Origin of the sequence: Streptomyces sp. NBC_00038 (assembly GCF_026343635.1) — a bacterium.
GTDB lineage: Bacteria > Actinomycetota > Actinomycetes > Streptomycetales > Streptomycetaceae > Streptomyces.
This window is the reverse complement of the sequence record NZ_JAPELQ010000001.1, coordinates 592654-617026: the sequence shown is the minus strand read 5'-3', so window position 1 is coordinate 617026 and position 24373 is coordinate 592654. Positions and strand designations below refer to the sequence as shown.

Below are 24373 nucleotides of genomic sequence, written 5' to 3'. Positions count from 1 at the left end.
GAGGCACCTGCCCCATGCCTGTGGGACATGCGGCGCCGTAACTTCCCAGACAGATCACGGACCGAACTGGTCGGCCCGGAGGATCTGACCCCAACTGGGAGGTAACACATGTCTGTTGCGATCTACGAGCCCCCGACCCTGCAGGAAGTCGGCGACTTCGACGAGCTCACCAAGTGCCTCGGCGTCGGAAGCTGCAACGACTTCGCCGGCTGTGGTTACGCCATCGTCTGCTTCTGGTGATCACGTCCGGTGCCGGTGCGCTCAGGCGCACCGGCACCGGGCCCGGGGGAACGAGGCGACATGGAATTCGTAGTGCTTCCGGACTGCCCGGCCGGTGCCGCGTCGGCCACGCGCCTTCGGGCGACACGCCGGATCGACCACGCGTCGGGGCGGCCCTGGATTCTGGGCGACTGGCCCCAGGGCGAGGCCACGGTGGTCGAAGCGGGCCCGCGGCGGTTGGTGCTCCTTGGCCACACCCGGCTGGACGAGACGGCCACGGCGGCGGGGCTCGGCCGGATGAGTTCGCTCCACGACGTGGATGCGGTCGCGTCCCGGCTGCCGGGCGTCTTCCACCTGATGGCTTCGATGGACGGCAGGACCCGCGTCCAGGGTTCGGTCGCAGGCGTACGGCAGATCTTCACGGCCGTGGTCGGCGGGGTGACGGTGGCGGCGAGCGGGGTGGAACCGCTGCTGCGGCTCACCGGCGCGGGCATCGACGAGGCGGTACTGGCCGCCCGGCTGCTGGCGCCGGGCGGAGCGCCCTGGCCGCTCGCCCAGCGTCCCGTCCGCCACGGTATCGACCCGCTGGACACCGGGCATTGGCTTCACCTCGACGCCAACGGCCGTTCGCAGCACACACGTTGGTGGAAGCTGCCCGAAGCGTCCCGCTCGCTCGACGAGGGCGCGGCGGCCGTGCGCTCGGCGCTGTCCGAGGCGATCGCCACGAGGGTGAGCTCGGGCGCAACGATCAGCGCCGACCTGTCCGGGGGCCTGGACTCCACCAGCCTCTGCTTCCTCGCCGACGCGGCCGGCGCCGATCTGGTCACCTACCATGTCGCCCCGCTCGACAGCGCCAACGAGGACACCGCGTGGGCGCACAAGGCCGCCGCGCTGCTCCCGGCGGCCCGGCACCACACACTGGCCGCGGACCGCGCCGAGAACCTGTTCGACGTCGGCTACAGCACCGACCACGCGAACGCGGCCCCGGAGGGACCTTCGACCTGGGCCTCCGGTCTCGCACACATCCGGGACCTCGCGAAGCGGGCCACGGCGGAGGGCGCGTCCCTGCATCTGACGGGCTTCGGCGGGGACGAACTGTTCGGCCGGATGCCCGCCTGCGCCTGGTCACTGGCCCGCGCCCGGCCGGTCGACGGCCTCCGTCTGGTGAACCGCTACCGGCTGGCCAACCGCTGGTCGTGGGGCGCGACCGTGCGAGCCCTCGCGGACCGGTCGACGTTCGCGGAGAACCTCACCGCGGTCGCCACCCGGATCGGCGCTCCACTCCCACCGCTCGACGAACCCGACTTCGGCTGGGTGTCCGCGCCCCGCATGCCGGCCTGGGCCACACCGGACGCCGTGACGGCGGTCCGGCAACTGCTCACCACGACGGCCGCGGAGGCGCCCGAACCACTGGACGCCGACCGGACCCGGCATCAGGCGCTCGCGTCACTCGCCTTCGAAGGCGCCACGATCCGCCACGTCAACACGGCCCTCACGGGCACGGGCATCCACTGGGACGCGCCGTTCCTCGACGACCGCGTACTGGAGGCCGCCCTTGCCACCCAGGTCGACCAGCGCCTGGCGGGCGGGCGGTTCAAGCCCCTGCTGACCACGGCCCTGCGGGGCGTCGTACCCGCCGACATCCTCGACCGCCGCGACAAGGGCGAGTTCAGCGCCGAGACGTTCCGGGGCATCGAGCGGAACCGGGCCCGGCTCCTGGAACTCTGCGAGGACTCGCACCTCGCCCGGCTCGGGCTCATCGACCCGGCGGCGTTCCGCTCCGCGGTGCTCAACCCCGGGCCGATGTCCCACCACCTCCAGCCGATCACGACCACCGTGGCGTGCGAGAGCTGGCTCCGATCGCACACCCAGGACACGGGAGAACCCCGATGAAGCTGAGCCTTGCCCGCGACGTCACCCTCACACCCGTCGACTCGGGGGCCGTACTGCTCGACGGACGCCGAGGCCGCTACTGGCAGTTGAACGAATCCGGCTCCACCATTCTGCGGAAGCTGCTCGACGGAGACACCCCCGACGTGGCCGCCGCGAACCTGTCCGCCGCCGCCCCGGTGAGCGACGACCAGGCGCGGCAGGACGTGATGGCGCTCATCGACTCACTGAGCGCGGCCAACCTCCTGGAGGTCTCGTCATGACCACCCCCGTCGTCGCCGAGCAGGCGGCACGTCTCCCGCTGCGTCGACAGCTCGCGCCCCGATGCGCCGCCGGCGTCGCACGCCTCCTGGTCCGGCTGCCCCCGGCCCGGCTGCAACGGATGCTCCGCCTGATCAGCAGGGGAACCCGGCCCGCCGCCCACGCCGAGGTCGCGCGGGCCCGACGGTCGGTCGTCTCGGTCAGCACGCGCTGCGCGGGCCTCGGCTGCCTCCAGCGGTCCGTGGCCACCGTCCTGCTCTGCCGAGCACGGGGCCGGTGGGCCGACTGGTGTACCGGCTTCCGGACCCAGCCCTTCGGCGCGCACGCCTGGGTCGAGGTCGACGGGCGGCCGGTGGACGAGCCGGGGGAACTGAGCGCGTTCCGGACGGTACTCGCGGTGCGCTGTCCCGACGGGAGCCGCTCATGACGGCGATCAGGGCCGAGGGCCTCTACGCGTTCTACGGCACCACACCCGCCGTCAACGGACTCGACCTGACAGTGCCCGACGGCGCGACGTACGGCTTCCTCGGGCCGAACGGCGCCGGCAAGACGACCACGATCAGCATGCTGACCACGCTGCTCAAGCCCACAGCGGGCCGGGCGGAGGTGGCGGGCTTCGACGTCGCGAACCAGCCGGCCGAGGTCCGCCGCCGGATCGGCATCGTCTTCCAGGAGTCGACGCTCGACCAGGACCTCTCGGCGGCGGAGAACCTCCGCTTCCAGGCCGACCTGTGCGGGCTTCCCCGCCGCGAGGCACGTCGCGCCATCTCCGCGATGCTCGACCTGATGGAGCTGTCCGAACGCGGCAGGATCCCCGTACGACAGTTCTCCACAGGACTCCGGCGCCGCCTGGAGATCGCCCGCGGCCTGCTCGGCGCTCCCCGGGTCCTCTTCCTCGACGAGCCGACGACCGGCCTCGACACACAGACCCGCGCGGCCGTCTGGGACCACCTGGACCGGCTGCGGCGGGAGCTGGGCATCACGGTTTTCTTCACCACGCACCAGCTGGAGGAGGCCGAGCACTGCGACCGGATCGCGATCATCGACCGGGGCAAAGTGATCACCGAGGGGTCGCCCGCGGAGCTGAAGTCCATCATCGGATCCGATGTCGTCGTGCTGCGCACGGAGGACGACTCGCGCGCCGCGGACGCCGTGTCCGACCACTTCGGCCTCGCGGCGGAGCTCACCCCCGACGGACTGCTGCTCCGGGTCGCGAACGGTTCCACCCTGGTGCCGCGGCTGTGCACCGAACTCGGCCTGACCGTGCACTCGGTGACCGTCGTACCACCGACGCTCGACGACGTCTTCCTGCACCACACCGGGTCCGCCATCCGGGAGAGCGGGACGGGCGCGCACACGCTTAGCAACATCGGGGAGGGACTGCGATGACCCGGATGGACACCGTCCTTGAGACGCCCGGCGGCAAGGCGGTCACCGCGGGACCGCCGCCCATCGGCCGGCCAGGGCATGCCCTCAGGCCGGTCCTGCTGCTCTGGCGGCGGGAGATGACCCGGCTGCGGCACAACCCCGTACGCCTCGCCATGGGCCTGGTGACGCCACTGCTGTTTCTCGTCGTCCTCGGCACCGGACTCGACGCGGCGTCGTCCAGCCTCGGCAAGGCGCAGCTGAACGATTACCGGGCCTACCTCTTCCCGGGTGTGCTGATCATGTCCGTGCAGGCACCGGCGATCGCGGTGGGGATCTCGCTCGTGTGGGACCGCCGGCTCGGCGTGCTCCGGCAGATGCTCGTCTCGCCGTTCCCCAGGTCGAGCATCGTGCTCGGCCTCGCGTTCGGCGGAGCCACCACGGGTGCGATCTACGGCCTCCTGGTCCTGTCGGTCGGAGGCATCGCCAGTATCCGGTACACGCCGATCCTGCTGGTCGTACTGGTGGAAGTACTGCTCGTGTCACTGATGTTCACGTCTCTCGGGCTGCTCGCCGCGGTGACGATCAGGCAGGTCGACACGTTCCAGATCGTGGTGAACCTGAGCCTGATGCCGTTGATGTTCTTCTCCGGCGCGATGTTCCCGCCGAACGGGCTGCCGGGCTGGCTCGCCATCGTGGTCAAGCTGAATCCGCTCACGTACGGCGTCGACGCGGTCCGCCGAACACTGCCGGGTCCCGAATCCCTGAGCTCGGAACAGACCCGCCTGCTGATCGGGGACTGGAATCCACCCGTGGCCGCGGAGCTGGGACTGCTGGCCGCCATCGCCGCCGTCACGCTCGGCCTGGCCACCTACCGGTTCTCCCGTACGAAGTGAGCGGGTGGACGGTGCGCACGGTGCGGATCACGAACGCATGGACAGGGACCGCGGCACGGCTGCTCCTGGCGGCGGTGCTGGGCTACGCGGGCCTGGTCAAGATCAAGGACCTCAGGGAGGCCGGCCGCTCGGTCGCCGTCTACCAGATCGTGCCCACGGATGCCGCCCAGTTCGTCGGCGGGGCACTGCCGTTCGTCGAGGTGGCGGTCGCGCTGCTCCTGATAGCGGGGCTGGCCACCAGGGCGGCGGCGACCGCCACGGCCGCCCTGATGGCGATGTACATCGCCGCCATCGTCTCGGTGTGGGCACGGGGACTGTCCATCGACTGCGGTTGCTTCGGCGGCGGAGGCACGCTCACGGACGGGGCCGAACGCGGCTACGTCATCGACATCGCGCGGGACCTGCTCTTCCTCGGCGCGGCCGTCCTCCTCATCTGGAATCCGCGAACTCGCTACGCGCTGGACCGCTGGGTCCTGGACGTCAAGGAGGGCTAGGCATGCAGTCGACGGACACCACAGGCACAGCGGAGAGTACGGACACCCGGGTGCGGGACATGGTGCTGAAGCGGCACCGGCGGCGGCGCACCGTCGTGGTGTCGCTCGTGGCCGCGCTCGCCATCGTCGCCGCCGCGCTGGTCGGCGCCGGCCTGGTCAGGGCCACCAACTCCGATGCGGGCGAGGCGCCGAGCCAGGTGCCCACCGGGACGACGGGCGACAAGGCCGGGCTGGTCTTCGCCGACGGCGCGGTACGGATCGATCTCTACCTCGACTACCTCTGCCCCGAATGCCGCAACACCGAACGGGCCCTGGCCGCCGACCTCAAGACCTTGAAAGCGAACGGGAACGTGACCCTCGTCTATCACCCCGTCGCCTTCCTCAACGACTACAGCAGCCCCGGCGGCTATTCGACGCGGGCGGCCTCCGCCGCGGCCTGCGCTGCGGACGAGGGGAAGTTCGAGCAGTACACCGCGGTGCTCTTCGAGAAGCAGCCCGCGGAACGGGGCCCGGGGCTCAGCGAGGCCCAACTCGTCGCCGCCGGCCGGGACGCGGGAATCACCGGGGACTCTTTCACGACCTGCGTCCAGGACGATACGTACGACCCCTGGGTGACGTACGTGTCCGACGTGGCCGCCTCGGACAACGTGGCGTTGACCCCGGTCGTCATGGTGGACGGCCGACGTGTCGACGTCACCGGCGCGGACCCGGGCGGCTCACTCGCCCGCGCGGTGGACGAGGCCGGCCGATGACGCGGCTGACCGTGGCGCTCTCCGGGGACTGCATGGCGACCAGAGGAGCGTTGATCACCTCCGAACCCGCCGCCGTGGAACTCCGCGAACTGCTGTGCGCCGCGGACTTCGCCTTCACCAACCTCGAGGTGGTCCCCAGTGACGGGCGCGGCCACCCGGTGCACAACGCGGCGGGCGGCGGCGGCCTGATCGCCGACTCCCGCGTGATCGACGAGATCGTGGACGCGGGCTTCACGGTGCTCGGCTGCGCCAACAACCACGCGCTGGACATGGGAGTGGACGGCGTGCTCCGCACGACGGAACTGCTGAACGAGAAGCGGGTCCCCTTCGCCGGGATCGGCGCCGACCTCCCCGCCGCCCGGCGGCCCGTCTACGTCGACCGGCCCGGCGGCAGCCTGGCCCTGATCTCCTGCAGCTCGACCTTCCTGCCCGGCCAGGAAGCGGCCGCCGCGTCACCGGAGTTGCCGGGCAGGCCCGGGCTGAATCCGCTGCGGCACAGCTCGACACTGGAGGTGACGGCCGCCCAGATGGGCGCGCTCCGGGAGATCGACGCCGAGACGGGGCTCCGGGCCCGGCGGGCCGAGGCGCGCACTCTGCTCGGCATCGATCCCGCCATGCCCTCGCCCGAGTGGCTCACCCTGTTCGGCGCCCGTTTCCGGGTGGCCGACGAGCCGGGCTTCACGACCGTGTGCGACCGCACGGACCTCGACGAGATCTCCCAGTGGGTGGGCGAGGCCAGGCGCCGCGCGGACCTCGTCATGGTCAGCGTGCACTCCCACGAGCCCGGCGCGACCCCGGAGATGCCGGGTGAGTTCCTCCGCGCGTTCGCCCACCGGATGATCGACGAAGGCGCCGACATCGTGGTCGGTCACGGCCCGCACTTCCTCCGCGGCGTGGAGCTCTACCGGAACAAACCGATCTTCTACAGCCTGGGCAACATCGTCAGCCAGATCGAGCTCGCCGACCGTATCCCCGCCGAGGACTATGCGAACGTGGCCGCCCCCGGGCAGCTCACACCGGGGCGGTACTTCGACGAACTCAGCGGCCACGGGCGACGGTTGTTCGCCCCGCACCGCCAGTACTGGCAGTCGCTCGTGCCGCTCCTCACGTTCGACGACGGGGCGCTCGTCGGTGCCCGCCTCCACCCGGTCGAGCTGGGCTTCGGCGAGCCCGTCCATCGCCGCGGCCGGCCGCGGGCGGCCGGACCGGCCGAAGCCAAGGAGATCCTCACCGACTTCGCCCGGCTCGCGGTGCCGTACGGCGCGACTGTCACCGTCGGGGACACGGGCACGGGCGAGTTGGTGATCGAATAGACCTCAACAGCCTTTGGACGTCAAGGTTGTTGAGAAAACGGCGCTGCTAAAATAGCGGAAATCGATGGCCCAGGAATCACAAGAATCAGCAGTATGCGAGGAATACGGGATGGCCGAGGCGGTCCGGGTGCTGATCGCGGACGATCAGGCACTGTTGCGCGGGAGCTTCCGACTCCTCGTCAATTCGACACCCGGAATGGAAGCGATCGGCGAGGCAAGTGATGGCGCCATGGCGGTGGAACTGGCTCGCCGACTCAAACCGGACGTCGTCCTCATGGATCTGCGGATGCCGGTCATGGACGGTATCGCGGCCACGCGGCAGATCTGCTCCGACGAGGCGATGGCCGGAGTGCGGGTACTGGCCCTCACCATGTTCGACATGGATGAGTACGTCTACCCGGCCCTCCAGGCAGGCGCGAGCGGATTCATGCTGAAGGACGCCTCGCCGTCCGACCTGGTCGCCGGGATTCGCGTCATCGCCACCGGCGAGGGTGTGCTGGCGCCGACGGTCACGCGACGCCTCATCGGAAACTTCTCGCGCCGCAGCGAAGCGACACGGCCCGCGCCAAGGCTGGTCGGGCTCACCAAACGGGAACAGGAGGTGCTCGTGCTGATCGCGAACGGACTCTCGAACGCCGAGATCTCCGAGCAACTGGTGATCAGCCTGCCCACCGTGAAGACCCACGTAAGCAGCCTCCTCGCCAAACTGCACGCCCGTGACCGCGCGCAACTCGTCATCATCGCCTACGAGAGCGGCCTCGCCGAGCCCGGGATGCCGACCTGACGAAGCCCGCGTGGGGGGTGCTGGCCAGGCCTTGTGTGCACCGGTGTGCGACTCGGGCGGGGCGGTGTAGGCGATTTTCGCCCCCTCCGCCCCTACCCGTCCCTTGTTCCTGGGGGCTGCCGCCCCCAGACCCCCGCTGTCGGCCTGAACGGCCTCGTCCTCAAACGCCGGACGGGCTGAAAGATCTCTCCCCGGCCGGAACTGAAAGATCTCCCCTGGCCCGGGCTGAAGGATGTCTCCCCCGGCCGGAGCTGAAAGATTTCAGCGTCGGACGGGCTGAAAGATCTGCCGCTCGGGGCGGAAGATTTCAGCACTGGCCGGGGAAAATTTCAGCCCCTCCGGCGTTTGAGGAGCGGGGGTTTGGGGGCGGAGCCCCCAAGGGACGGGAATGGGTAGGGGCGGAGGGGGCGAAGAAGGCTTCTATGCGGGGCGTAGCCAGATGGTTGCCAGTGGGGGGAGTGTGAGCTGGATGCTGGCGGGGCGGCCGTGGGCGGCGTGGGGTTCCGGCTTTACCGGGTCGGGGTTGGTGATGTCGCTGCCGCCGTAGCGGGCGGTGTCGGTGTTCAGGATTTCGTGCCAGGCGGGGATGTCGTCCGGGATGCCGAGGCGGTAGTTGTGGCGGACCGCCGGGGAGAAGTGGGAGACGGCCAGCAGGGGGGTGCCGTTGGTGTCGTGGCGGAGGAAGGCGAAGACGTTGTCGTCGGCGGCGTCGCCGGTGATCCAGGTGAAGCCGGTGGGGTCGGTGTCGCGTTGCCAGAGGGCGGGTTGGTGTTGGTAGGTGGTGTTGAGGTCGCGGACGAGGTCGCGGATGCCGCGGTGGTCGGGTTCGGCGGGGTAGGCGGGGTCGAGGAGCCACCAGTCGGGTCCGTGGGCTTCGGACCATTCGGCTCCTTGGGCGAATTCCTGGCCCATGAAGAGGAGTTGTTTGCCGGGGTGGGCCCACATGAAGGCGAGGTAGGCGCGGAGGGTGGCGCGTTGTTGCCACCAGTCGCCGGGCATTTTGGAGACGAGTGAGCGTTTGCCGTGGACGACTTCGTCGTGGGAGATGGGCAGGACGTAGTTCTCGCTGTAGGCGTACACCATCGAGAAGGTCATCTCGTTGTGGTGGTACTTGCGGTGGATGGGCTCGTGGGAGACGTAGTCGAGCGAGTCGTGCATCCAGCCCATGTTCCATTTGAGGCCGAAGCCCAGGCCGCCGAATCCGCCGGGGCCGATGTGATGGGTGGCCCGGGTGACGCCGTCCCAGGCGGTGGATTCCTCGGCGATGGTGACGATGCCGGGGTTGCGGCGGTAGACGGTGGCGTTCATTTCCTGGAGGAAGGCGACGGCGTCGAGGTTTTCGCGGCCGCCGTGTTCGTTGGGGGTCCACTGGCCGGGTTCGCGGGAGTAGTCGAGGTAGAGCATGGAGGCGACGGCGTCGACGCGCAGTCCGTCGATGTGGAACTCCTCGCACCAGTAGACGGCGTTGGCGACGAGGAAGTTGCGGACCTCGCGGCGTCCGTAGTCGAACTCGAGGGTGCCCCAGTCGGGGTGGGCGGCGCGCAGGGGGTCTTCGTGTTCGTAGAGGGGGCGTCCGTCGAATTCGGCGAGCGCCCAGTCGTCGCGGGGGAAGTGGGCGGGGACCCAGTCCATGAGGACGCCGATCCCGGCCTGGTGGAGTGCGTCGACCAGGTACCGGAAGTCGTCCGGGGTACCCAGGCGGGCGGTGGGGGCGTAGAAGCCGGTGACCTGGTAGCCCCACGACCCGCCGAACGGATGCTCCGCCACTGCCATGAACTGCACATGCGTGAAGCCCAAGTCCGAGACGTACGCGGGGAGTTCGTCGGCCAGCTGGCGGTAGGTCAGCCCCGGCCGCCACGACGCGACATGCACCTCGTACACGGAGAACGGGGCCTCGGTCACCGGCAGTTCTGCCCGGCTTGCCATCCACGCGGAGTCTTCCCACGCATAGGACGACGCGGTCACGATCGACGACGTGTTGGGCGGCACCTCGGTGCGCCGGGCCATCGGATCCGCCCGCAGGGTCCGGGATCCGTCGGGACGGGTGATGTCGAACTTGTAGAGCGTTCCGTCGGCGATACCGGGGAGGAAGAGTTCCCATACCCCGGAGGAGCCGAGCGACCGCATCGGAAATCCCGCGGCACCGTCCCAGTGGCAGAAGTCCCCGCAGACCCTGACCCCCTGGGCGTTCGGCGCCCACACCGTGAAGCGGGTGCCGAGGACGCCCTCGTGGGTCATCGGGTGGGCGCCCAGCGCTTTCCAGAGTTCCTCGTGACGCCCTTCGCCGATCAGATGCAGATCGAGTTCGCCGAGCGCAGGCAGGAAGCGATACGGGTCCTGTGCCTCGAACTCTGTGCCGTCGTACGTCACCGACAGCGTGTACTCAGGGATCGTGTCGAGCGGCAGCACGCCCGAGAAGAGCCCGTCACCCACGTCCTCCAACTCACTGCGTGCCCCGTTCACCAGCACGGCCACAGCCTGGGCGTACGGACGCAGCACACAGAACGAGACGCCGCCCGGTACCGGGTGCGCGCCGAGCAGGGCGTGCGGATCGTGGTGGGCGCCCGACAGCAGGCGCCCCCGGTCCGTCGCGTCCAGCGGAGTGTCCAGCAGGGCGTCCATCGAAGCGGCCGGCCGTACGCCGACCGATGCGGTGCGGACTGTCACGGCTTCAGCCTCCTCAAAGGGGTAAAGGGGTAGGGGGAGTGGGTGGGGATGCTCGCCCGAGGCATGTCAGTGATCCTCGGCGAGACGCTTGACCGCTGCCATCGGAACGGGCAGCCAGTCGGGGCGGTGCCGGGCCTCGTACAGGACCTCGTACACGGCCCTGTCCGTCTCGTACGCGCGCAGCGGCTCAGGCTCCTCGCGCGGGTCCCATTCCGCCTCGGCGGCGTAGCCCGCGCAGAAGGCGTCCCGGCAGGACCGCGCCCACTCCGGACGCCACGGGTGGCGGGACCGGGCGGCGTAGTCGAAGGAGCGCAGCATGCCCGCGACATCGCGTATGGGGGACTGCACGCGGCGGCGTTCGGCGAGCGGGCGGGCCGGCTCGCCCTCGAAGTCGATGACGGACCAGCGTCGGCCTGCCCGCAGCACCTGCCCGAGGTGGAGGTCGCCGTGGATCCGCTGCGCGGGACGGACCGCCGATTCGAGGGCGGCGAGCGTGTCGAAGGCGGACCGCAGCCCGGATGCGTACGGCCGCAGTTCGGGCACGGAACGCGTGGCCGCGTCGAGTCGCTCGCTCATTCCCTCCGCGAGCCGCCGGTTCTGCCGCCGACTCGGGGTGTCGACGGGGAAGGCCGTGGCCAGCGCCAGATGCACCTCGGCGGTGGCCCGCCCCAGTTCGTACGCCTCGTCCGTGAACCCCCGTCCCGAGGTGAGGGACCGTAGGGCCAGGGTCCAGCCGTCGTCCGCCTCACGCAGGAAGGGCTGAAGCACGCCGAGCGTCGCCTCGCGCGGGTGCGAGGTCCGGATCCAGGCCACGGGTGCGGGTACGCGGGTGCAGCCCTGTCCGGCCAGTGCCCACGGCACCTCCAGGTCCGGGTTGATGCCGGGCTGGACGCGGCGGAAGATCTTCAGGATGAACGAATCCCCGTACACCAGCGAGGAGTTGGACTGTTCGGCGTCGAGGAGGCGCGGGGCGAGACCGGCGGGGACCGCGACTCGCGCGTCGCGTTCGAAACGCAGTGGGCCGGCCGTGCCCGGGGTGCGCAGCCGCTCCAGGAGCATCCCCGCCGCCTTGGGATCGTGGAGGGCGTCGTACACGATCAGATCGGCGAGCGGGCCCGCGCTCGGGCGTCCGATGACGGCATGGGCGAGACGGGGCGGCAGCGCCTTCCCGACCCCCAGGAGCAGTTGATAGCAGTCGTCGGGCGGGGGAGTGCCGGTGCCGCCGTGGGCGGGCTGACCGAGGTGTTCGGTGCGGACCAGGAGGTGCAGGCAGCCCGGGTACAGCTCGGTCGTCGACACCAGGGTCAGATCCGTGACGGGGCGGCCCTTGCCCGCGAACCAGCGCTGCCGTGGCAGCCATGCGCGCAACAGCTCGGCGAGCGAGGTCACCAGCGGAGCGGGGCTGAGGCCGCTCGGACGGTGCAGCGCGGTGTTCGGCATGGCGACACGTCCTTTCAGAGGCAGGCGATCTTTGAGGGGCACTCGGGCACTCGGCCACCAGGTGGGGACGAGAGGCATCGGGTCAAGGTCGCCTGATGACGCTGGGTGCGACTGCGCGGCGGAGCCGGAACCAGTAGAAGCCGTGACCTGCCAGGGTCAGCAGATAGGGGAGTTCGCCGATGGCGGGAAAGCGGACTCCGCCGATCAGTTCGACGGGAAAACGGCCGTTGAATTCCCGCAGGTCGAGTTCTGTGGGTTGGGCGAAGCGGGAGAAGTTGTGGACGCACAGGACGAGGTCGTCCTTGTATTCGCGGAGGAAGGCGATGACGGCGGGGTTGGAGGACTGGAGTTCGGTGTAGGAGCCGAGGCCGAAGGCCATGTTCTGTTTGCGGATCTCGATCATGCGGCGGGTCCAGTGCAGCAGTGACGAGGGGGAGGACATGGAGGCTTCGACGTTGGTGACCTGGTAGCCGTAGACCGGGTCCATGATGGTGGGGAGGAAGAGGCGGCCGGGGTCGCAGGAGGAAAAACCTGCGTTGCGGTCGGGGGTCCACTGCATGGGGGTGCGGACGGCGTCGCGGTCGCCGAGCCAGATGTTGTCGCCCATGCCGATCTCGTCGCCGTAGTAGAGGATCGGGCTGCCGGGCAGGGAGAGCAGCAGGGCGGTGAAGAGTTCGATCTGGTTGCGGTCGTTGTCCAGCAACGTCGCCAGCCGTCGCCTGATGCCGATGTTGGCGCGCATGCGCGGGTCTTTGGCGTATTCCGCGTACATGTAGTCGCGTTCTTCGTCGGTGACCATTTCGAGGGTGAGCTCGTCGTGGTTGCGCAGGAAGATGCCCCACTGGCAGCCGGAGGGGATCGCCGGGGTCTTCGCCAGGATTTCGGATACGGGGTAGCGCGACTCGCGGCGCACGGCCATGAAGATGCGCGGCATGACCGGGAAGTGGAACGCCATGTGGCATTCGTCGCCGCCCGCGGAGTAGTCGCCGAAGTAGTCGACGACGTCCTCCGGCCACTGGTTCGCCTCCGCGAGCAACACCGTGTCGGGATAGAGGGCATCGATCTCTTTCCTGACCCGCGCCAGGAATTCATGGGTGGCGGGGAGGTTTTCGCAGTCGGTTCCCTCCACCTGGTAGAGGTATGGCACCGCGTCCAGCCGGAACCCGTCGATCCCGAGGTCCAGCCAGAAGCGCAGCGCGGCCAGGATCTCCTCCTGGACCCGCGAGTTCTCGTAGTTGAGGTCGGGTTGGTGGGAGAAGAAGCGGTGCCAGTAGTACTGCTTGCGGACGGGGTCGAAGGTCCAGTTGGAGGCTTCGGTGTCGACGAAGATGATGCGGGCGTCCTGGTACTGCTTGTCGTCGTCGGCCCAGACGTAGTAGTCGCCGTAGGGGCCGTCGGGGTTGGCGCGTGATTCCTGGAACCAGGGGTGCTGGTCGCTGGTGTGGTTCATGACGAAGTCGATGATCACGCGCATGCCGCGCTGGTGGGCGGCGTCGACGAATTCCACGAAGTCGGCGAGGTCACCGAATTCGGGGAGGACGGCGGTGTAGTCGGAGACGTCGTAGCCCCCGTCCCGCAGGGGGGATTTGAAGAAGGGCGGTAGCCAGAGGCAGTCCACGCCCAGCCATTGGAGGTAGTCCAGCTTCGCGGTCAGGCCCTTGAGGTCGCCGATGCCGTCGCCGTTGCTGTCCTGGAAGGAGCGGACCAGGACCTCGTAGAAGACGGCGCGTTTGAACCACTCGGGATCGCGGTCCTTGGCCGGGGTGTCCTCGAACGTGTCCGGGACGGGCTCGTTGACCATCATGCGGAGGACCCTCCGATCCGCGGTGCGGGGCCGACGGCGAGCACATGCGCGCCGCCGGGCTCCAGACGCACATAGTTGGCGGCACCCCAGCGGTAGGTCTCGCCGGTGAGCTCGTCCGTCACTGGCACCGAGTCGTTGCGGTCCAGGCCGAGTTGCGGCATGTCCAGCGAAATCGTGGCCTCCTGGGTGTGGTGGGGGTCGAGGTTGACCACCACCACGACCGTGTCGTCGCCCGTGCGCTTGCTGTACGCGATCAGGGCATCGTTGTCGGCTTGGTGGAAGTGAAGGTTTCTGAGCTCGTGCAGGGCCTTGTGGTGCCGCCTGATCCGGTTCAGCTCCGTGATCAGCGGTGCGATCGTCCTGCCCTCGCGCTCGGCGGACTCCCAGTCGCGCGGCCGTAGTTGGTACTTCTCGGAGTCCAGGTACTCCTCACCGCCGGCCTTGGCCGGGGTGTTCTCGCACAGCTCGTACCCGGCGTACACCCCCCACGCCGGCGACAGCGTCGCTGCGAGCACAGCCCGCAGCTCGAAGGCAGGGCGCCCGCCGTGCTGGAGGAACTCGGGCAGGATGTCAGGGGTGTTCACGAAGAAGTTGGGGCGCATGAACGCGGCTGTCTCACCCGCGAGTTCGGTGAGGTAGTCGGTCAGCTCCGCCTTGGTGTTGCGCCAGGTGAAGTACGTGTACGACTGCTGGAAGCCGACCGCCGCGAGCCTGTGCATGACCGCGGGCCGGGTGAACGCCTCCGCCAGGAAGATCACGTCCGGGTCGGTGCGGTTGATGTCCGCGATCACCCGCTCCCAGAACAGCACCGGTTTCGTATGCGGATTGTCGACGCGGAAGATCCGTACGCCATGGTCCATCCAGAAACGGAGCAGCCGCACGGTCTCGGCGATCAGCCCCGGCATGTCCTTGTCGAAGGCGATCGGGTAGATGTCCTGGTACTTCTTCGGCGGGTTCTCGGCGTACGCGATCGTGCCGTCAGGCCGGTGCTGGAACCACTCCGGGTGCTTCTCCACCCAGGGATGGTCGGGAGAGCACTGGAGCGCGAAGTCCAGGGCGATTTCGAGACGCAGGTCCGCTGCCCGGCGTACGAACGCGTCGAAGTCGTCGATCGTGCCGAGATCTGGGTGGATCGCGTCGTGCCCGCCCTCCGGGGAGCCGATCGCCCAGGGCACGCCCACATCTGAACGGCTCGCCGACAGGCTGTTGTTGGGGCCCTTGCGGAAGGTGTTGCCGATGGGGTGGATCGGCGGGAGGTAGACGACGTCGAAGCCCATCCTCGCGATGCCGGGCAGGCGCTCGGCGGCGGTACGGAACGTGCCGTGCGGCCGCTCGGGCGTGCCCTCGGAACGCGGGAAGAACTCGTACCAGGCGCCGTACAGCGCCCGTTTCCGCTCTACGAGCAAGGGCAGTGGCAGGGAGCGGGAAACCCGTTCACGCAGCGGGTGTTCCGCGAGGACGGCGTCCGCCTCGGGGGTCAGGGCGGCCGCGAGACAGGCGGCCGGTGGCCGGGACTCGTCGCGCAGGGCGTTGGCGGAGGCAAGTACCGTCCGCCGGTCCGCCGGGTCCGGGACTCCGGCGGCGGCCCGCTCGTAGAGCTCGGCCCCCTCCTCCAGCATCAGCCCCGTGTCGATACCGGCCGGGATCTTGATCCCGGCGGCGCGGCGCCAGGCGGTCAGGGGGTCGCGCCATGCCTCCACCAGGTAGGTCCAGTGGCCCTCTGTCCCGGCGGACACCGTGGCGCCCCAGCGGTCGGTGCCAGGGGCGAGTTCACGCATCGGGGTCCACGGCCCGGGGAGCCCGCTCGGGTCGCACAGGACGACATTCGCGGCGACCGCGTCATGGCCCTCGCCGAACAGGGTGGCCGTGACCTGGAAGGTCTCGCCGGACACCGCCTTCGCCGGCCGCCTGCCGCACTCGACGACCGGGTGGACGTCCACGACCGGGATGTCGACAGCGCCGGCATCCACGGTCGCTGCGTCGGCCGAGCGACCGTGCACGGTCGCCGCGTCGGCCGAGCGACCGTGCACGGTTGTCGCGTCGACCGAGCGGGCGTTCACGGTCGGTACGTCGACCGCGCGCGTACCCGTGATCGGCACGCCGACCGAGCGGATTCCCGCGTTCGGGATGTCGAGGGCACCGACATCCACGGCCGGGATACGGCCGGTGTCCGGGTTTACGTCCATGGTTTTCGCCTCCGCCGTCCTCGAGCCCAGCCTGCGGTTCAGATCCGCGTCGGAACGTCCCGACGCGCCGGGGGACTCAGGGACACGTGCCCGCCGCCCGGCTCGGTCCCCTGCCCTGGGAACCTCGCGCCCTCGCGACCGACGAAGCGCCGCGCAGGTAGTGCTCGGCGGCGTCCGCGGCCTCGCGCGCGCAGCGCTTGCCCATGAGCACGCACAGCGTGTATCCGGTGTTCTCGAAGTTGCCCCGCACCACGTGGTCGGCCGGGGCCGCGAGCAGCAGACGTTCCCAGGCTCTGTACCGTTCCAGATGCCTGGCGACCTCGGCTTTGGCGGGCAGCAGCAGCATCACGCTGGTCACCTTCCCACTCTCTCGACCGCGCACGGCTCGCCCGGATGGCGAGTGAGGGCCGTGCACGCAGGGGCACCGACCCGTTACAGAGATCGGAACCCTCACCCATGGTGCCTGCGCGGCCACCGAGCGTCTTGTTGGCTCTTCAACAACATTGGAGCCGGTCTCGTGTTGCACGAATGGAGCAGTGCTCCCACTCTGGGACTGACTCAGAAGCGATCAGCGCTCACGCTACGTGTTCGGGGCTCGGCCCGCGGGGACGAGGAGAAGCGGGAGCTTCGCCGGTGAGGAGCCAACGACAATGAAAGCTGCAGTGCCCTGCTACTACCACCTCGACGTTGAGGTCAGCCCGGAACGGGTCGGACAGGTCAGGCGCATTCTGGCCGCTCACCTCCGGTACTGGAATCTGGAATTTCTAGTCGAGTCCGTCTGTCGCTGTGCCGAAGCGCTGCTCCACACGATCGAGGAGCACGCGGCGGACAAGAACACGACCATCGAGATGTGGTGGAACGGTCAACACCTCATCACCGCCGTGTCGGACAACGACCAGGACATCCGCCCGCACAACACGCCACAGGGCTGCCTCGCCCAGATCGCCGCTCTGAGCGACGGCTGGGGCTGCTGCGCCACGGGAGCCGGCGGAAAGATCATCTGGTTCTCGTGGCGGGCCCGGGCCGCCGAACGTGCCCCGCTGGTTCCGCCCACGCCCGCGCCCAGCCTGCGAGAGGCACGCCGGATGCCTCGCGCGCTGCCCGTGCCTGCGCTCGCCGGATCCCGTGACAACCCCGGAGTCACGATCGTCGGATCCCATGACGACACCGAGCCCGCGGTCGCCGCTGGGTGATCCCACGGCGGGCGGTGTCCGACGGCGAAGGAACCGACTTCGCCCTGTTCACCGAAGTCATCGAAGTCGCCGAACGCGTCGATCTCGCACTGATCGACGCGTTCGGCGTTCCTCGCACAGTCACGCTCACCGAGCTTGAAGCTTTCGAAGAGCACGGACAGGCGCCGCGCGTGCCAGAATTGTCCCGTGGAACGGGGGCTCCTCGAGCGCGACCATGAGCTTGCCCAACTGGCAGCCGCCGCGCGGGAAGCGGCCGACGGCGCCGGATCCGTGGCGCTCGTCTTCGGCGAGGCGGGGATCGGCAAGTCCAGCCTGGTGAAGGCGCTGCCGGAGGTACTGCCGCCCGAGGTGCGCGTGCTGCTCGGGGAGTGCGACGACCTCACCACACGACGGCCGCTGGGCCCGTTCCGTGACCTCGTCGGGAGCGTGGGTCCGGAACTGGCGCGGGCGCTCACCGAGGGCGGCGACCGCCATCTGGTGTATGACGCACTGCGGGCGGAGCTGAGAAGAGCGCCGCATCCTGCGGTACTCGTCGTCGAGGACGTGCACTGGGCCGACGAGGCATCCCTCGACGCCCTGCGCTTCCTCGTCCGCAGGGTGGAGCGGCTTCCCGCGGTGCTGGTACTGACGTACCGGGACGACGAGTTGGGCCGTGAACACCCGCTGCGCCATCTGCTCGGCCAGGTGTCCCGGGCTGAGCGGGTGCACCGCCTGCCGCTGTCCCGGCTCTCCCCGGACGCCGTGCGCCGGCTGAGCGCGACCAGTCAACTGGATCCGGTGCAGCTCTACGAGGTGACGTCGGGCAATCCGTTCTTCGTCGCCGAGGTGGTGGCGGCCGGCGGTACCGGTGGTGTGCCACCGACGGTGGTGGACGCCGTACTGGCGCGGCTGCGGGGGCTGGACGACGCGACCCGTGACGCTCTGGAGCAGCTGGCCGTAGTGCCGTCCGCGGTGGAACGTCCGCTGTTCAAGGCGCTGTTGACGGACAACGTGGCCGAGCTTGCGGCGGCCGAGCAGCGCGGGCTGATGGTCGTCACCCCCGAGCGGGCAGGCTTCCGGCACGAGCTGATCCGTCGCGCCATCGTCGACTCCCTGCCGGCCGCGCGGCGGATCGAACTGAACCGGAGTGTGCTCGCCGCGCTCGTCGCCGTACCAGACTCCGACTCCTCCCGGATCGTCCACCACGCCGCGGAGGCGGGGGACCAGGACGCGATCGCCCGCCACGGCCCCGGCGCCGCACACGACGCGTCCCGCGCGGGCGCCCACCGCGAAGCCGCCGCCCACCTGCGGCTCGTGCTGCGGCAGCGCGACCGGTTCGCCCCGGCCGAGCTGGCCGACCTCCTTGAGCGGTACGCGGTGGAGAGCTACACCATCGCGGACTCCGTGGCCGCCGTGGACGCCGAGCGGGAGGCGGTCCTGCTGCGCCGGTCCCTGGGGGACGCCCGGGCGCTCGGCGCGGATCTGCGATGGCTGTCACGGATCCACTGGTGGGCCGGTGACGCCGAGGAGGCGCGTGCGGCCGCGAGAGAAGCCATCGCCGTACTGGAGGAGGCGGGCGACGACCGGCTGCTCGCGCTCGCCCTGAGCAACACCTCCCAGCTGCACATGCTGTCCGACCGGCACGCACAGGCGATCGCGTTCGGTGAGCGCGCCATCGAACTGGCCCGCAGGGAGGGCGATGCGGAGATCCTCGCGCACGCACTGAACAACGTCGGGTCCGCCCGCTGGCGCGGCGGAGACCCGCTGGGACGCGCGCAGGTCGAGGAGAGTCTGAAGGTGGCCCTGGGGGCGGGCGAGGTCGAGCACGCCTGCCGGTCCTACGCCAACATCATCTGGAGCCTGCTGGAGAACCTGGAGTACGCCGAGGCCGACCGTTTCCTGGCCCCGGCCATGGAACTCGCCGACCGGGCGGAACACTTGGGCTTCCTGAGCTATCTCCACGTCGAGATGGCCATACGTCAACTCGCCGCCGGGTCCTGGTCCGACGCCGAGCGGCATGCCGAGATCGGGGCGCACGACTTCGTTCCGGCCCGCTGCCCCGCGCTGACCGTGCTGGCCCGGGTGCGGGTGCGCCGTGGCAGGACCGGCGGCGACGAACTGCTCGCGCAGGCCTGGGAGATCGCGGTGCGCAGCAGCGAGCTCCAGCGCACCGGACCGGTCGCGGCGGCCCGCGCGGAGTCGGCCTGGCTGCGCGGCGATCACCCCGCGGTGGCCACGACCGCGGGCGCGGTGTTCGCGGAGGCCTGCCGGCTGGATGCCGCGTCGCACCGGGCGGAACTCGGCTACTGGCTGGCCAAGGCCGGGCATCCGGTTCCGGCGGACGGCTCGGAGCATCCGTACGCGCTGCAGACCGCGGGGCACTGGCGCGAGGCGGCACGGGCCTGGCAGGCGGCCGGCTGCCCGTACGAGCACGCCGCGGCGCTCGCCGAGAGTCCCGACCCCGACGACAAGCTCACCGCACTCGCCGCTCTGGACGCGCTGGGCGCGGAGCCGCTCGCTCATCTGGTCCGCGCGGAATTGCGGGCGCTCGGCATACGGCGGATCCCGCGGGGTCCGCTCGCGGCGACCCGGGAGAATCCCGCGGGTCTCACCGAACGCCAGTTGCAGGTCATGGGGCTGCTGGCGCAGGGGATGACCAATGTGGAGATCGCCGACCGTCTGGTGGTGTCGGTACGCACGGTCGACAACCATGTCTCCGCCGTGCTGGACAAACTCGGCGTCCGTACCAGACGCCAGGCCGCCGCCCGGGCCGTGGAGCTGGGCATGCTGCCCGGCCCGTGAAAGCTAGGTAGCCGCAGCGGCGAGGTGGGTGGCGGGCACGGATGTCTGCGTACCGGCAGCGCGACTAGAACAGGCGCATCGGAACCATCCGAGGGAGACTGGAACAGGGGACCCGGACAGGGGAACCCGGAACCGGTCCCCAGACACGGGGGATGCGCATGTCCATCACACCGGCACAAGCGGCACAGCAGGAACTGACCGGATTCAAGGGGCAGTTGATCGGTCCGGACGACTCCGGGTACGACGAGGCCCGCAGCGTGTACAACGCCATGATCGACAGGCGGCCCGCCCTGGTGGCGCGCTGCACGAGCGCCGAGGACGTCTCACACGTCGTCGGCTTCGCCCGCGACCACGGCCTCCCGCTCGCGGTCCGCGGCGGCGGCCATCACGGAGCGGGCCTGGGAACCTGCGACGACGGAGTCGTCCTCGATCTCTCCCCGCTCAAGGACATCGAAGTCGACGCGAAGGCCCGCACGGTGCGGGTGGGCGGCGGCTGCGTCTGGGGCGAGGTCGACCAGGCGACCAACCCGCACGGTCTGGCCACACCCAGCGGCATCATCTCCACGACGGGCGTCGGAGGCCTCTCCCTCGGCGGCGGCCTCGGCCACCTCACCCGCAAGTGCGGGCTGAGCGTCGACAACATCCTGGAGGCCGACCTCGTTCTCGCGAGTGGCGAGCAGGTACACGCGAGCGCCGACGAGAACAGCGACCTCTACTGGGCGATCCGCGGGGGAGGCGGCAACTTCGGAGTCGTCACCTCGTTCCTCTTCCGGCTGCACGAGGTCAGCACCGTCGTCGCGGGCCCCACCTTCTGGCCCGTCGAAATCACCGCCGAAGTCCTCACCGCCTACCGGGACTTCCTTCCGCACGCGCCCCGCGAGCTGAACGGCTTCTTCCTGGTCGGATCCGTCCCGCCGGCCCCGCCGTTCCCCGAGGAGCTCCATCTGCGCAAGGTCTGCGGCGTCGTGTGGTGCTACGTCGGGGACGACACGGAAGCGGCCGCGCGGCTGATGGCACCGCTCCTGGACGCCTTGCCCGAGCCGCTGCTGCACGGCCCCGCGCCGATGCCGCACCCCGCGATCCAGTCCGCGTTCAACGCGCTGTACCCGCCCGGCGACCAGTGGTACTGGCGCGCGGACTTCGTCAACGAGGTCCCCAACGAGGCGGCCGAGCTGCACGCCAAGTTCGCTGCCGAACTGCCGACGTGGAAGTCGACGATGCACCTCTACCCGATCGACGGCGCCGCCCATGACCACGCCCCGACCGACACCGCGTGGAGCTACCGTGACGCGCGCTGGGCGTCCGTGTACGCCGGTGTGGACGCCGACCCGGCCAACGCCGAACTCATCAAGCGGTGGACGGTCGACTACTTCGACGCGCTGCACCCGTTCTCCGCGGGCGGGGCCTACGTGAACATGATGATGGACGAGGGCCAGGAGCGGGTGCGGGCCAGCTATCGCGACAACTACGCCCGCCTGGCCCGCATCAAGGCCGACCGCGACCCCGACAACCTGTTCCGGCTCAACCAGAACATCGAACCGGCGTCGGGGTCCTGACGGTCACGTCGTCCTGACCGTCACGGCTTGCGGGCCACTCCGCCGTGGACGTCCGTGGGCTCGGGCGAGGTACCGGGCTCCGGACGCCACAGCGGGCAGGACACGATGCCGGGTTCCACCAGTTCGAGGCCCTCGTAGTAGGCGCTGACCTGCTCGGGGCTGCGCAGCACGTACGGGATGGCGCCGGTGTCGTCGTAGCCCTGCTGGGCCTCTTTCAGGGCCGCGTCGGTGTCGGTGCTGTCGTAGTGCACGAAGTAGCTGCCGGAGGGCAGGGCGGCCTGCAAGCGGCTGACGATCGACTTGGCCTCCTCGTAGTCCTGGATGTGGCCGAGGATGCCCATGAGCATGAGGGCGACCGGCTGGTCGAAGTCCAGGATCTTTCCTGCCGCCTCGATGATCTTCTCGGGCTCGTGCAGGTCGGCGTCGATGTAGTTCGTGACGCCCTCGGGCGTGCTGGTGAGCAGGGCCTGAGCGTGGCGCAGCACCAGCGGGTCGTTGTCCACGTAGACGATGCGCGACTCGGGCGCTATGCGCTGGGCGACCTGGTGGGTGTTGTCGTAACTGGGCAGGCCGGTGCCGATGTCGAGGAACTGGCGGATACCGAGTTCGGCGGTCACGAAGGTCACCGTGCGGATCAGGTAGTCGCGGGAGGCGCGGGCCATCGTCTCGATGTTCGGGGCGACCTCGCGGTAGGCGTCGCCGGCCTCCCGGTCTACCTCGTAGTTGTCCTTCCCGCCCATCCAGTAGTTCCAGATACGAGCCGAGTGCGGCACCGTGGTGTCGATCTTCGCCAATGCCTCTTGGTCGGGGGTGGGGCGGCCGTCTGCCATGAGAAATCTCCTACCGTGCGTCACGGTCACGCGGTCTGTCGCTAACCTATCGTCAACGTCTGTGTACAGCGCCGGAGTTGAGGGCAAGGAGGAGGGGCGGGGCCGTGGCTCGGCCGGGCCGCTTCTCCCACCTCTCCCTCGTCTCGCGCGTCGAAGGTCACGACGGGGGCGTGCTGGGCCAGCGTGCGGAACGCCCGCTCGTAGGCGCCGACCGCCTCGGTGTCGTCCGCCCCACCCGTCACATGGATGAGGGCGCCGTCTCGTTCGGCGACCGCCTCGGCGAAGTCGAGCGCCTGGATCCAGGTCACCCGGGAGCACCCACGGCGCAGCGGCCCGTAGACGAGCTCATGGATGATGCTGCCGTCGACGGCCAACCGGCCCGGGGCGGCGAGGAGTTCGCGGTACGGTCGGATCGGGTCCACATGGTGGAGGTGCCCCCGCGAGCGACGGATCTCGAATCCGTGGCGGGTGAGCTGGGCGATCAGGGCACTCCTGCCGACGCCGTCGGGGCCCTCGACGACCAGTGTCCGGCACTGGGCGAGGGCCTGGTGGAGGATCATCCCCGCACCCACTCCCTCCAGACAGACCGACTCCCTCAGTGTGGAGGGACAACCCGCACGGCGGGAGGGTGCGTGCGGGTTGTCCGGTTGTGCTGCCGTAGTGGCGGCCCGGCGGGTGAGGTGGTGCCGGTCCTACGGCAAATCGTGGGCCGGCCTCAGGCGATCAGGAAGTCCGCCTGGCCCGACTTGGCGCCCTGGAGGAACGAGACCATCTCGTCCCGGGAGTAGACCAGCGCGGGACCCTCGGGGTCCCTGGACTGGCGGAAGGCGACGCTGCCGTCGGGCAGTCGCTTCGCCTCGACGCAACTCCCGCCGTTCGTACCGCTCCAGGGCTTCTGCCAGCCCTCGGTGCCCAGGTCGACGGCCGGCATGCCGCTGTGGATGGGGCCCATGCGTTCCATGGATCACAACTCCTTACGCAGTTCACCCAGGATGGTCCTGGTTCGAGCGACCGGTTCCGCCTGAACGGACATCCGGTCCAGTACTTCGAGATAGCTGACGACGTCGTCGGGACGGTCGACGTAGACCGCGCCGGCGAGGCTTTCGGTGTAGATGACGTCGGGCAGTTCGGAGAAGCCGAAGCGGAAGTGGTGGAACGGACCGAACGCCCCGGGGTGTGCCCCCGCCTCGAAGCGCATGATCTGGATCCTGACCTTCGGCATGTCCAAGGCCTCGTGCAGGCGGTCGATCTGAGCCCGCATCACCTCGGCCCCGCCCACGGGACGGCGCAGCACCGTCTCGTCGAGGATGGCCCAGATCGCGGGCGCGTCCGGCTTGGCGAGCAGGTCCTGACGCTTGACGCGCAGGTCGACCCGGCGGGCGATCTCCTCCTTCGACTCGTTGGGGAAGCCGACCCGCATGAGCGCGGTGACGTAGTCGTAGGTCTGCAACAGGCCCGGAACGTAGTGGGGTTCGTAGAGACGGATGACGCTGGCTTCGCTCTCCAGACTCACGTAGGCGCTGAACCACTCGGGCAGCACGTCGCGGTACTTGTACCACCACCCGGGCTGGTTGGCCTCCCTGGCCATGGTGAGGAAGTCGTCGATCTCCGCGGCCGGTACCCCGTAGGTGCGCAGCAACTCCCGCACGTACGGGATGCGGAGTCCGACCTCGGCCTTCTCGATCCTGCGGACCGTGAGGGGCGTGACCTCGATGGCGCGTGCCGCGTCCTCGAACGACACCCCGGCCGCTTCCCGCAGTTGCCTCAGCCGCTTGCCGAGAACCATCCGCAGGACGGTGGGTGCGCTGCCGCCTGAGCGGTTCTCGCTCACGTCCTACCTCCCGGAACGGCCGTCACAGCGTGCAGTGTGCCACGCGGTCGATGACAGAGACAGAGCGATGCGGATCGTTCTGAAATTATCAGAACGCCGGTTGCATGTTGA

Annotated in this window: 23 protein-coding genes; 14 read left to right on the top strand and 9 right to left on the bottom strand. The window is 69.7% G+C overall.

What is annotated here, in order from left to right:
- The first annotated feature begins 108 nt into the window (after positions 1 to 108).
- From OG219_RS02965 to OG219_RS02920, 10 genes are all read left to right on the top strand, one after another.
- The gene (locus OG219_RS02965; RefSeq protein ID WP_266822533.1) at positions 109 to 240 is read left to right on the top strand and encodes an aborycin family tricyclic lasso peptide; all 132 of its coding nucleotides are present in this window, start codon (positions 109 to 111) and stop codon (positions 238 to 240) included.
- A 60-nt stretch (positions 241 to 300) separates the two neighbouring features.
- A complete protein-coding gene (locus OG219_RS02960; protein ID WP_266822531.1) occupies positions 301 to 2112 on the top strand; it encodes a lasso peptide isopeptide bond-forming cyclase in 1812 nt (603 codons plus the stop codon).
- The gene (locus OG219_RS02955; RefSeq protein WP_266822529.1) at positions 2109 to 2372 is read left to right on the top strand and encodes a lasso peptide biosynthesis PqqD family chaperone; all 264 of its coding nucleotides are present in this window, start codon (positions 2109 to 2111) and stop codon (positions 2370 to 2372) included. Before OG219_RS02960 ends, OG219_RS02955 begins: the two co-directional genes overlap by 4 nt.
- Positions 2369 to 2797 carry a lasso peptide biosynthesis B2 protein gene (locus tag OG219_RS02950; RefSeq protein WP_266822527.1) on the top strand — a complete coding sequence of 143 codons (429 nt, stop codon included), beginning with the start codon at positions 2369 to 2371 and terminating at the stop codon, positions 2795 to 2797. Before OG219_RS02955 ends, OG219_RS02950 begins: the two co-directional genes overlap by 4 nt.
- Positions 2794 to 3759, top strand: coding sequence for an ATP-binding cassette domain-containing protein (locus tag OG219_RS02945; RefSeq protein WP_266822525.1), 966 nt, complete (start codon positions 2794 to 2796; stop codon positions 3757 to 3759). The genes OG219_RS02950 and OG219_RS02945 overlap by 4 nt, the downstream gene beginning before the upstream one ends.
- The gene (locus tag OG219_RS02940) at positions 3756 to 4631 is read left to right on the top strand and encodes an ABC transporter permease (RefSeq protein WP_266822524.1); all 876 of its coding nucleotides are present in this window, start codon (positions 3756 to 3758) and stop codon (positions 4629 to 4631) included. Before OG219_RS02945 ends, OG219_RS02940 begins: the two co-directional genes overlap by 4 nt.
- Before the next feature lie 20 nt (positions 4632 to 4651).
- Positions 4652 to 5125 (top strand): MauE/DoxX family redox-associated membrane protein, encoded by a 474-nt coding sequence (locus OG219_RS02935; protein ID WP_266822522.1) that lies wholly within the window; start codon positions 4652 to 4654, stop codon positions 5123 to 5125.
- 2 nt (positions 5126 to 5127) lie between these two features.
- Positions 5128 to 5877: a thioredoxin domain-containing protein gene (locus OG219_RS02930; protein WP_266822520.1), complete on the top strand. Its 750-nt coding sequence runs from the start codon at positions 5128 to 5130 to the stop codon at positions 5875 to 5877.
- Positions 5874 to 7190: a lasso peptide C-terminal Trp epimerase gene (mslH, locus tag OG219_RS02925; protein WP_266822518.1), complete on the top strand. Its 1317-nt coding sequence runs from the start codon at positions 5874 to 5876 to the stop codon at positions 7188 to 7190. The genes OG219_RS02930 and mslH overlap by 4 nt, the downstream gene beginning before the upstream one ends.
- A gap of 109 nt (positions 7191 to 7299) precedes the next feature.
- Positions 7300 to 7974: a response regulator transcription factor gene (locus tag OG219_RS02920; protein ID WP_266822516.1), complete on the top strand. Its 675-nt coding sequence runs from the start codon at positions 7300 to 7302 to the stop codon at positions 7972 to 7974.
- Between the two features lie 420 nt (positions 7975 to 8394).
- Here the strand turns inward: OG219_RS02920 and glgB are convergent, their stop codons facing one another.
- The 5 genes from glgB to OG219_RS02895 all read right to left on the bottom strand — a co-directional run bounded on the left by glgB (position 8395) and on the right by OG219_RS02895 (position 16414).
- A complete protein-coding gene (gene glgB, locus OG219_RS02915; RefSeq protein ID WP_266835979.1) occupies positions 8395 to 10596 on the bottom strand; it encodes a 1,4-alpha-glucan branching enzyme in 2202 nt (733 codons plus the stop codon).
- 111 nt (positions 10597 to 10707) lie between these two features.
- Positions 10708 to 12081: a phosphotransferase gene (locus tag OG219_RS02910; protein ID WP_266822514.1), complete on the bottom strand. Its 1374-nt coding sequence runs from the start codon at positions 12079 to 12081 to the stop codon at positions 10708 to 10710.
- Between the two features lie 82 nt (positions 12082 to 12163).
- Positions 12164 to 13885 carry a maltose alpha-D-glucosyltransferase gene (treS, locus tag OG219_RS02905; protein ID WP_266822512.1) on the bottom strand — a complete coding sequence of 574 codons (1722 nt, stop codon included), beginning with the start codon at positions 13883 to 13885 and terminating at the stop codon, positions 12164 to 12166.
- A complete protein-coding gene (locus OG219_RS02900) occupies positions 13882 to 16071 on the bottom strand; it encodes an alpha-1,4-glucan--maltose-1-phosphate maltosyltransferase (protein WP_266822510.1) in 2190 nt (729 codons plus the stop codon). The genes treS and OG219_RS02900 overlap by 4 nt, the downstream gene beginning before the upstream one ends.
- A gap of 76 nt (positions 16072 to 16147) precedes the next feature.
- On the bottom strand, positions 16148 to 16414 hold the full coding sequence (locus tag OG219_RS02895) for a DUF5133 domain-containing protein (RefSeq protein ID WP_266835978.1): 267 nt from the start codon (positions 16412 to 16414) through the stop codon (positions 16148 to 16150).
- Positions 16415 to 16721: 307 nt separating this feature from the next.
- Between OG219_RS02895 and OG219_RS02890 the strand changes: the two genes are divergently transcribed.
- The 4 genes from OG219_RS02890 to OG219_RS02875 all read left to right on the top strand — a co-directional run bounded on the left by OG219_RS02890 (position 16722) and on the right by OG219_RS02875 (position 21601).
- Positions 16722 to 17264: a pep a2 gene (locus OG219_RS02890; protein WP_266822508.1), complete on the top strand. Its 543-nt coding sequence runs from the start codon at positions 16722 to 16724 to the stop codon at positions 17262 to 17264.
- Between the two features lie 14 nt (positions 17265 to 17278).
- The gene (locus OG219_RS02885) at positions 17279 to 17482 is read left to right on the top strand and encodes a hypothetical protein (RefSeq protein ID WP_266836430.1); all 204 of its coding nucleotides are present in this window, start codon (positions 17279 to 17281) and stop codon (positions 17480 to 17482) included.
- Complete coding sequence (locus OG219_RS02880) at positions 17451 to 20045, top strand: LuxR family transcriptional regulator (RefSeq protein ID WP_266822506.1); 2595 nt, start codon at positions 17451 to 17453, stop codon at positions 20043 to 20045. Before OG219_RS02885 ends, OG219_RS02880 begins: the two co-directional genes overlap by 32 nt.
- A gap of 158 nt (positions 20046 to 20203) precedes the next feature.
- The gene (locus OG219_RS02875) at positions 20204 to 21601 is read left to right on the top strand and encodes an FAD-binding oxidoreductase (RefSeq protein WP_266822504.1); all 1398 of its coding nucleotides are present in this window, start codon (positions 20204 to 20206) and stop codon (positions 21599 to 21601) included.
- A 20-nt stretch (positions 21602 to 21621) separates the two neighbouring features.
- Here the strand turns inward: OG219_RS02875 and OG219_RS02870 are convergent, their stop codons facing one another.
- From OG219_RS02870 to OG219_RS02855, 4 genes are all read right to left on the bottom strand, one after another.
- A complete protein-coding gene (locus OG219_RS02870; RefSeq protein ID WP_266822502.1) occupies positions 21622 to 22431 on the bottom strand; it encodes an SAM-dependent methyltransferase in 810 nt (269 codons plus the stop codon).
- A 41-nt stretch (positions 22432 to 22472) separates the two neighbouring features.
- A complete protein-coding gene (locus OG219_RS02865; RefSeq protein WP_266822501.1) occupies positions 22473 to 22991 on the bottom strand; it encodes a hypothetical protein in 519 nt (172 codons plus the stop codon).
- A 155-nt stretch (positions 22992 to 23146) separates the two neighbouring features.
- The gene (locus tag OG219_RS02860) at positions 23147 to 23392 is read right to left on the bottom strand and encodes a DUF397 domain-containing protein (RefSeq protein WP_266822500.1); all 246 of its coding nucleotides are present in this window, start codon (positions 23390 to 23392) and stop codon (positions 23147 to 23149) included.
- Positions 23393 to 23395: 3 nt separating this feature from the next.
- The gene (locus tag OG219_RS02855; protein WP_266822498.1) at positions 23396 to 24262 is read right to left on the bottom strand and encodes a helix-turn-helix transcriptional regulator; all 867 of its coding nucleotides are present in this window, start codon (positions 24260 to 24262) and stop codon (positions 23396 to 23398) included.
- Positions 24263 to 24373 lie beyond the last annotated feature (111 nt).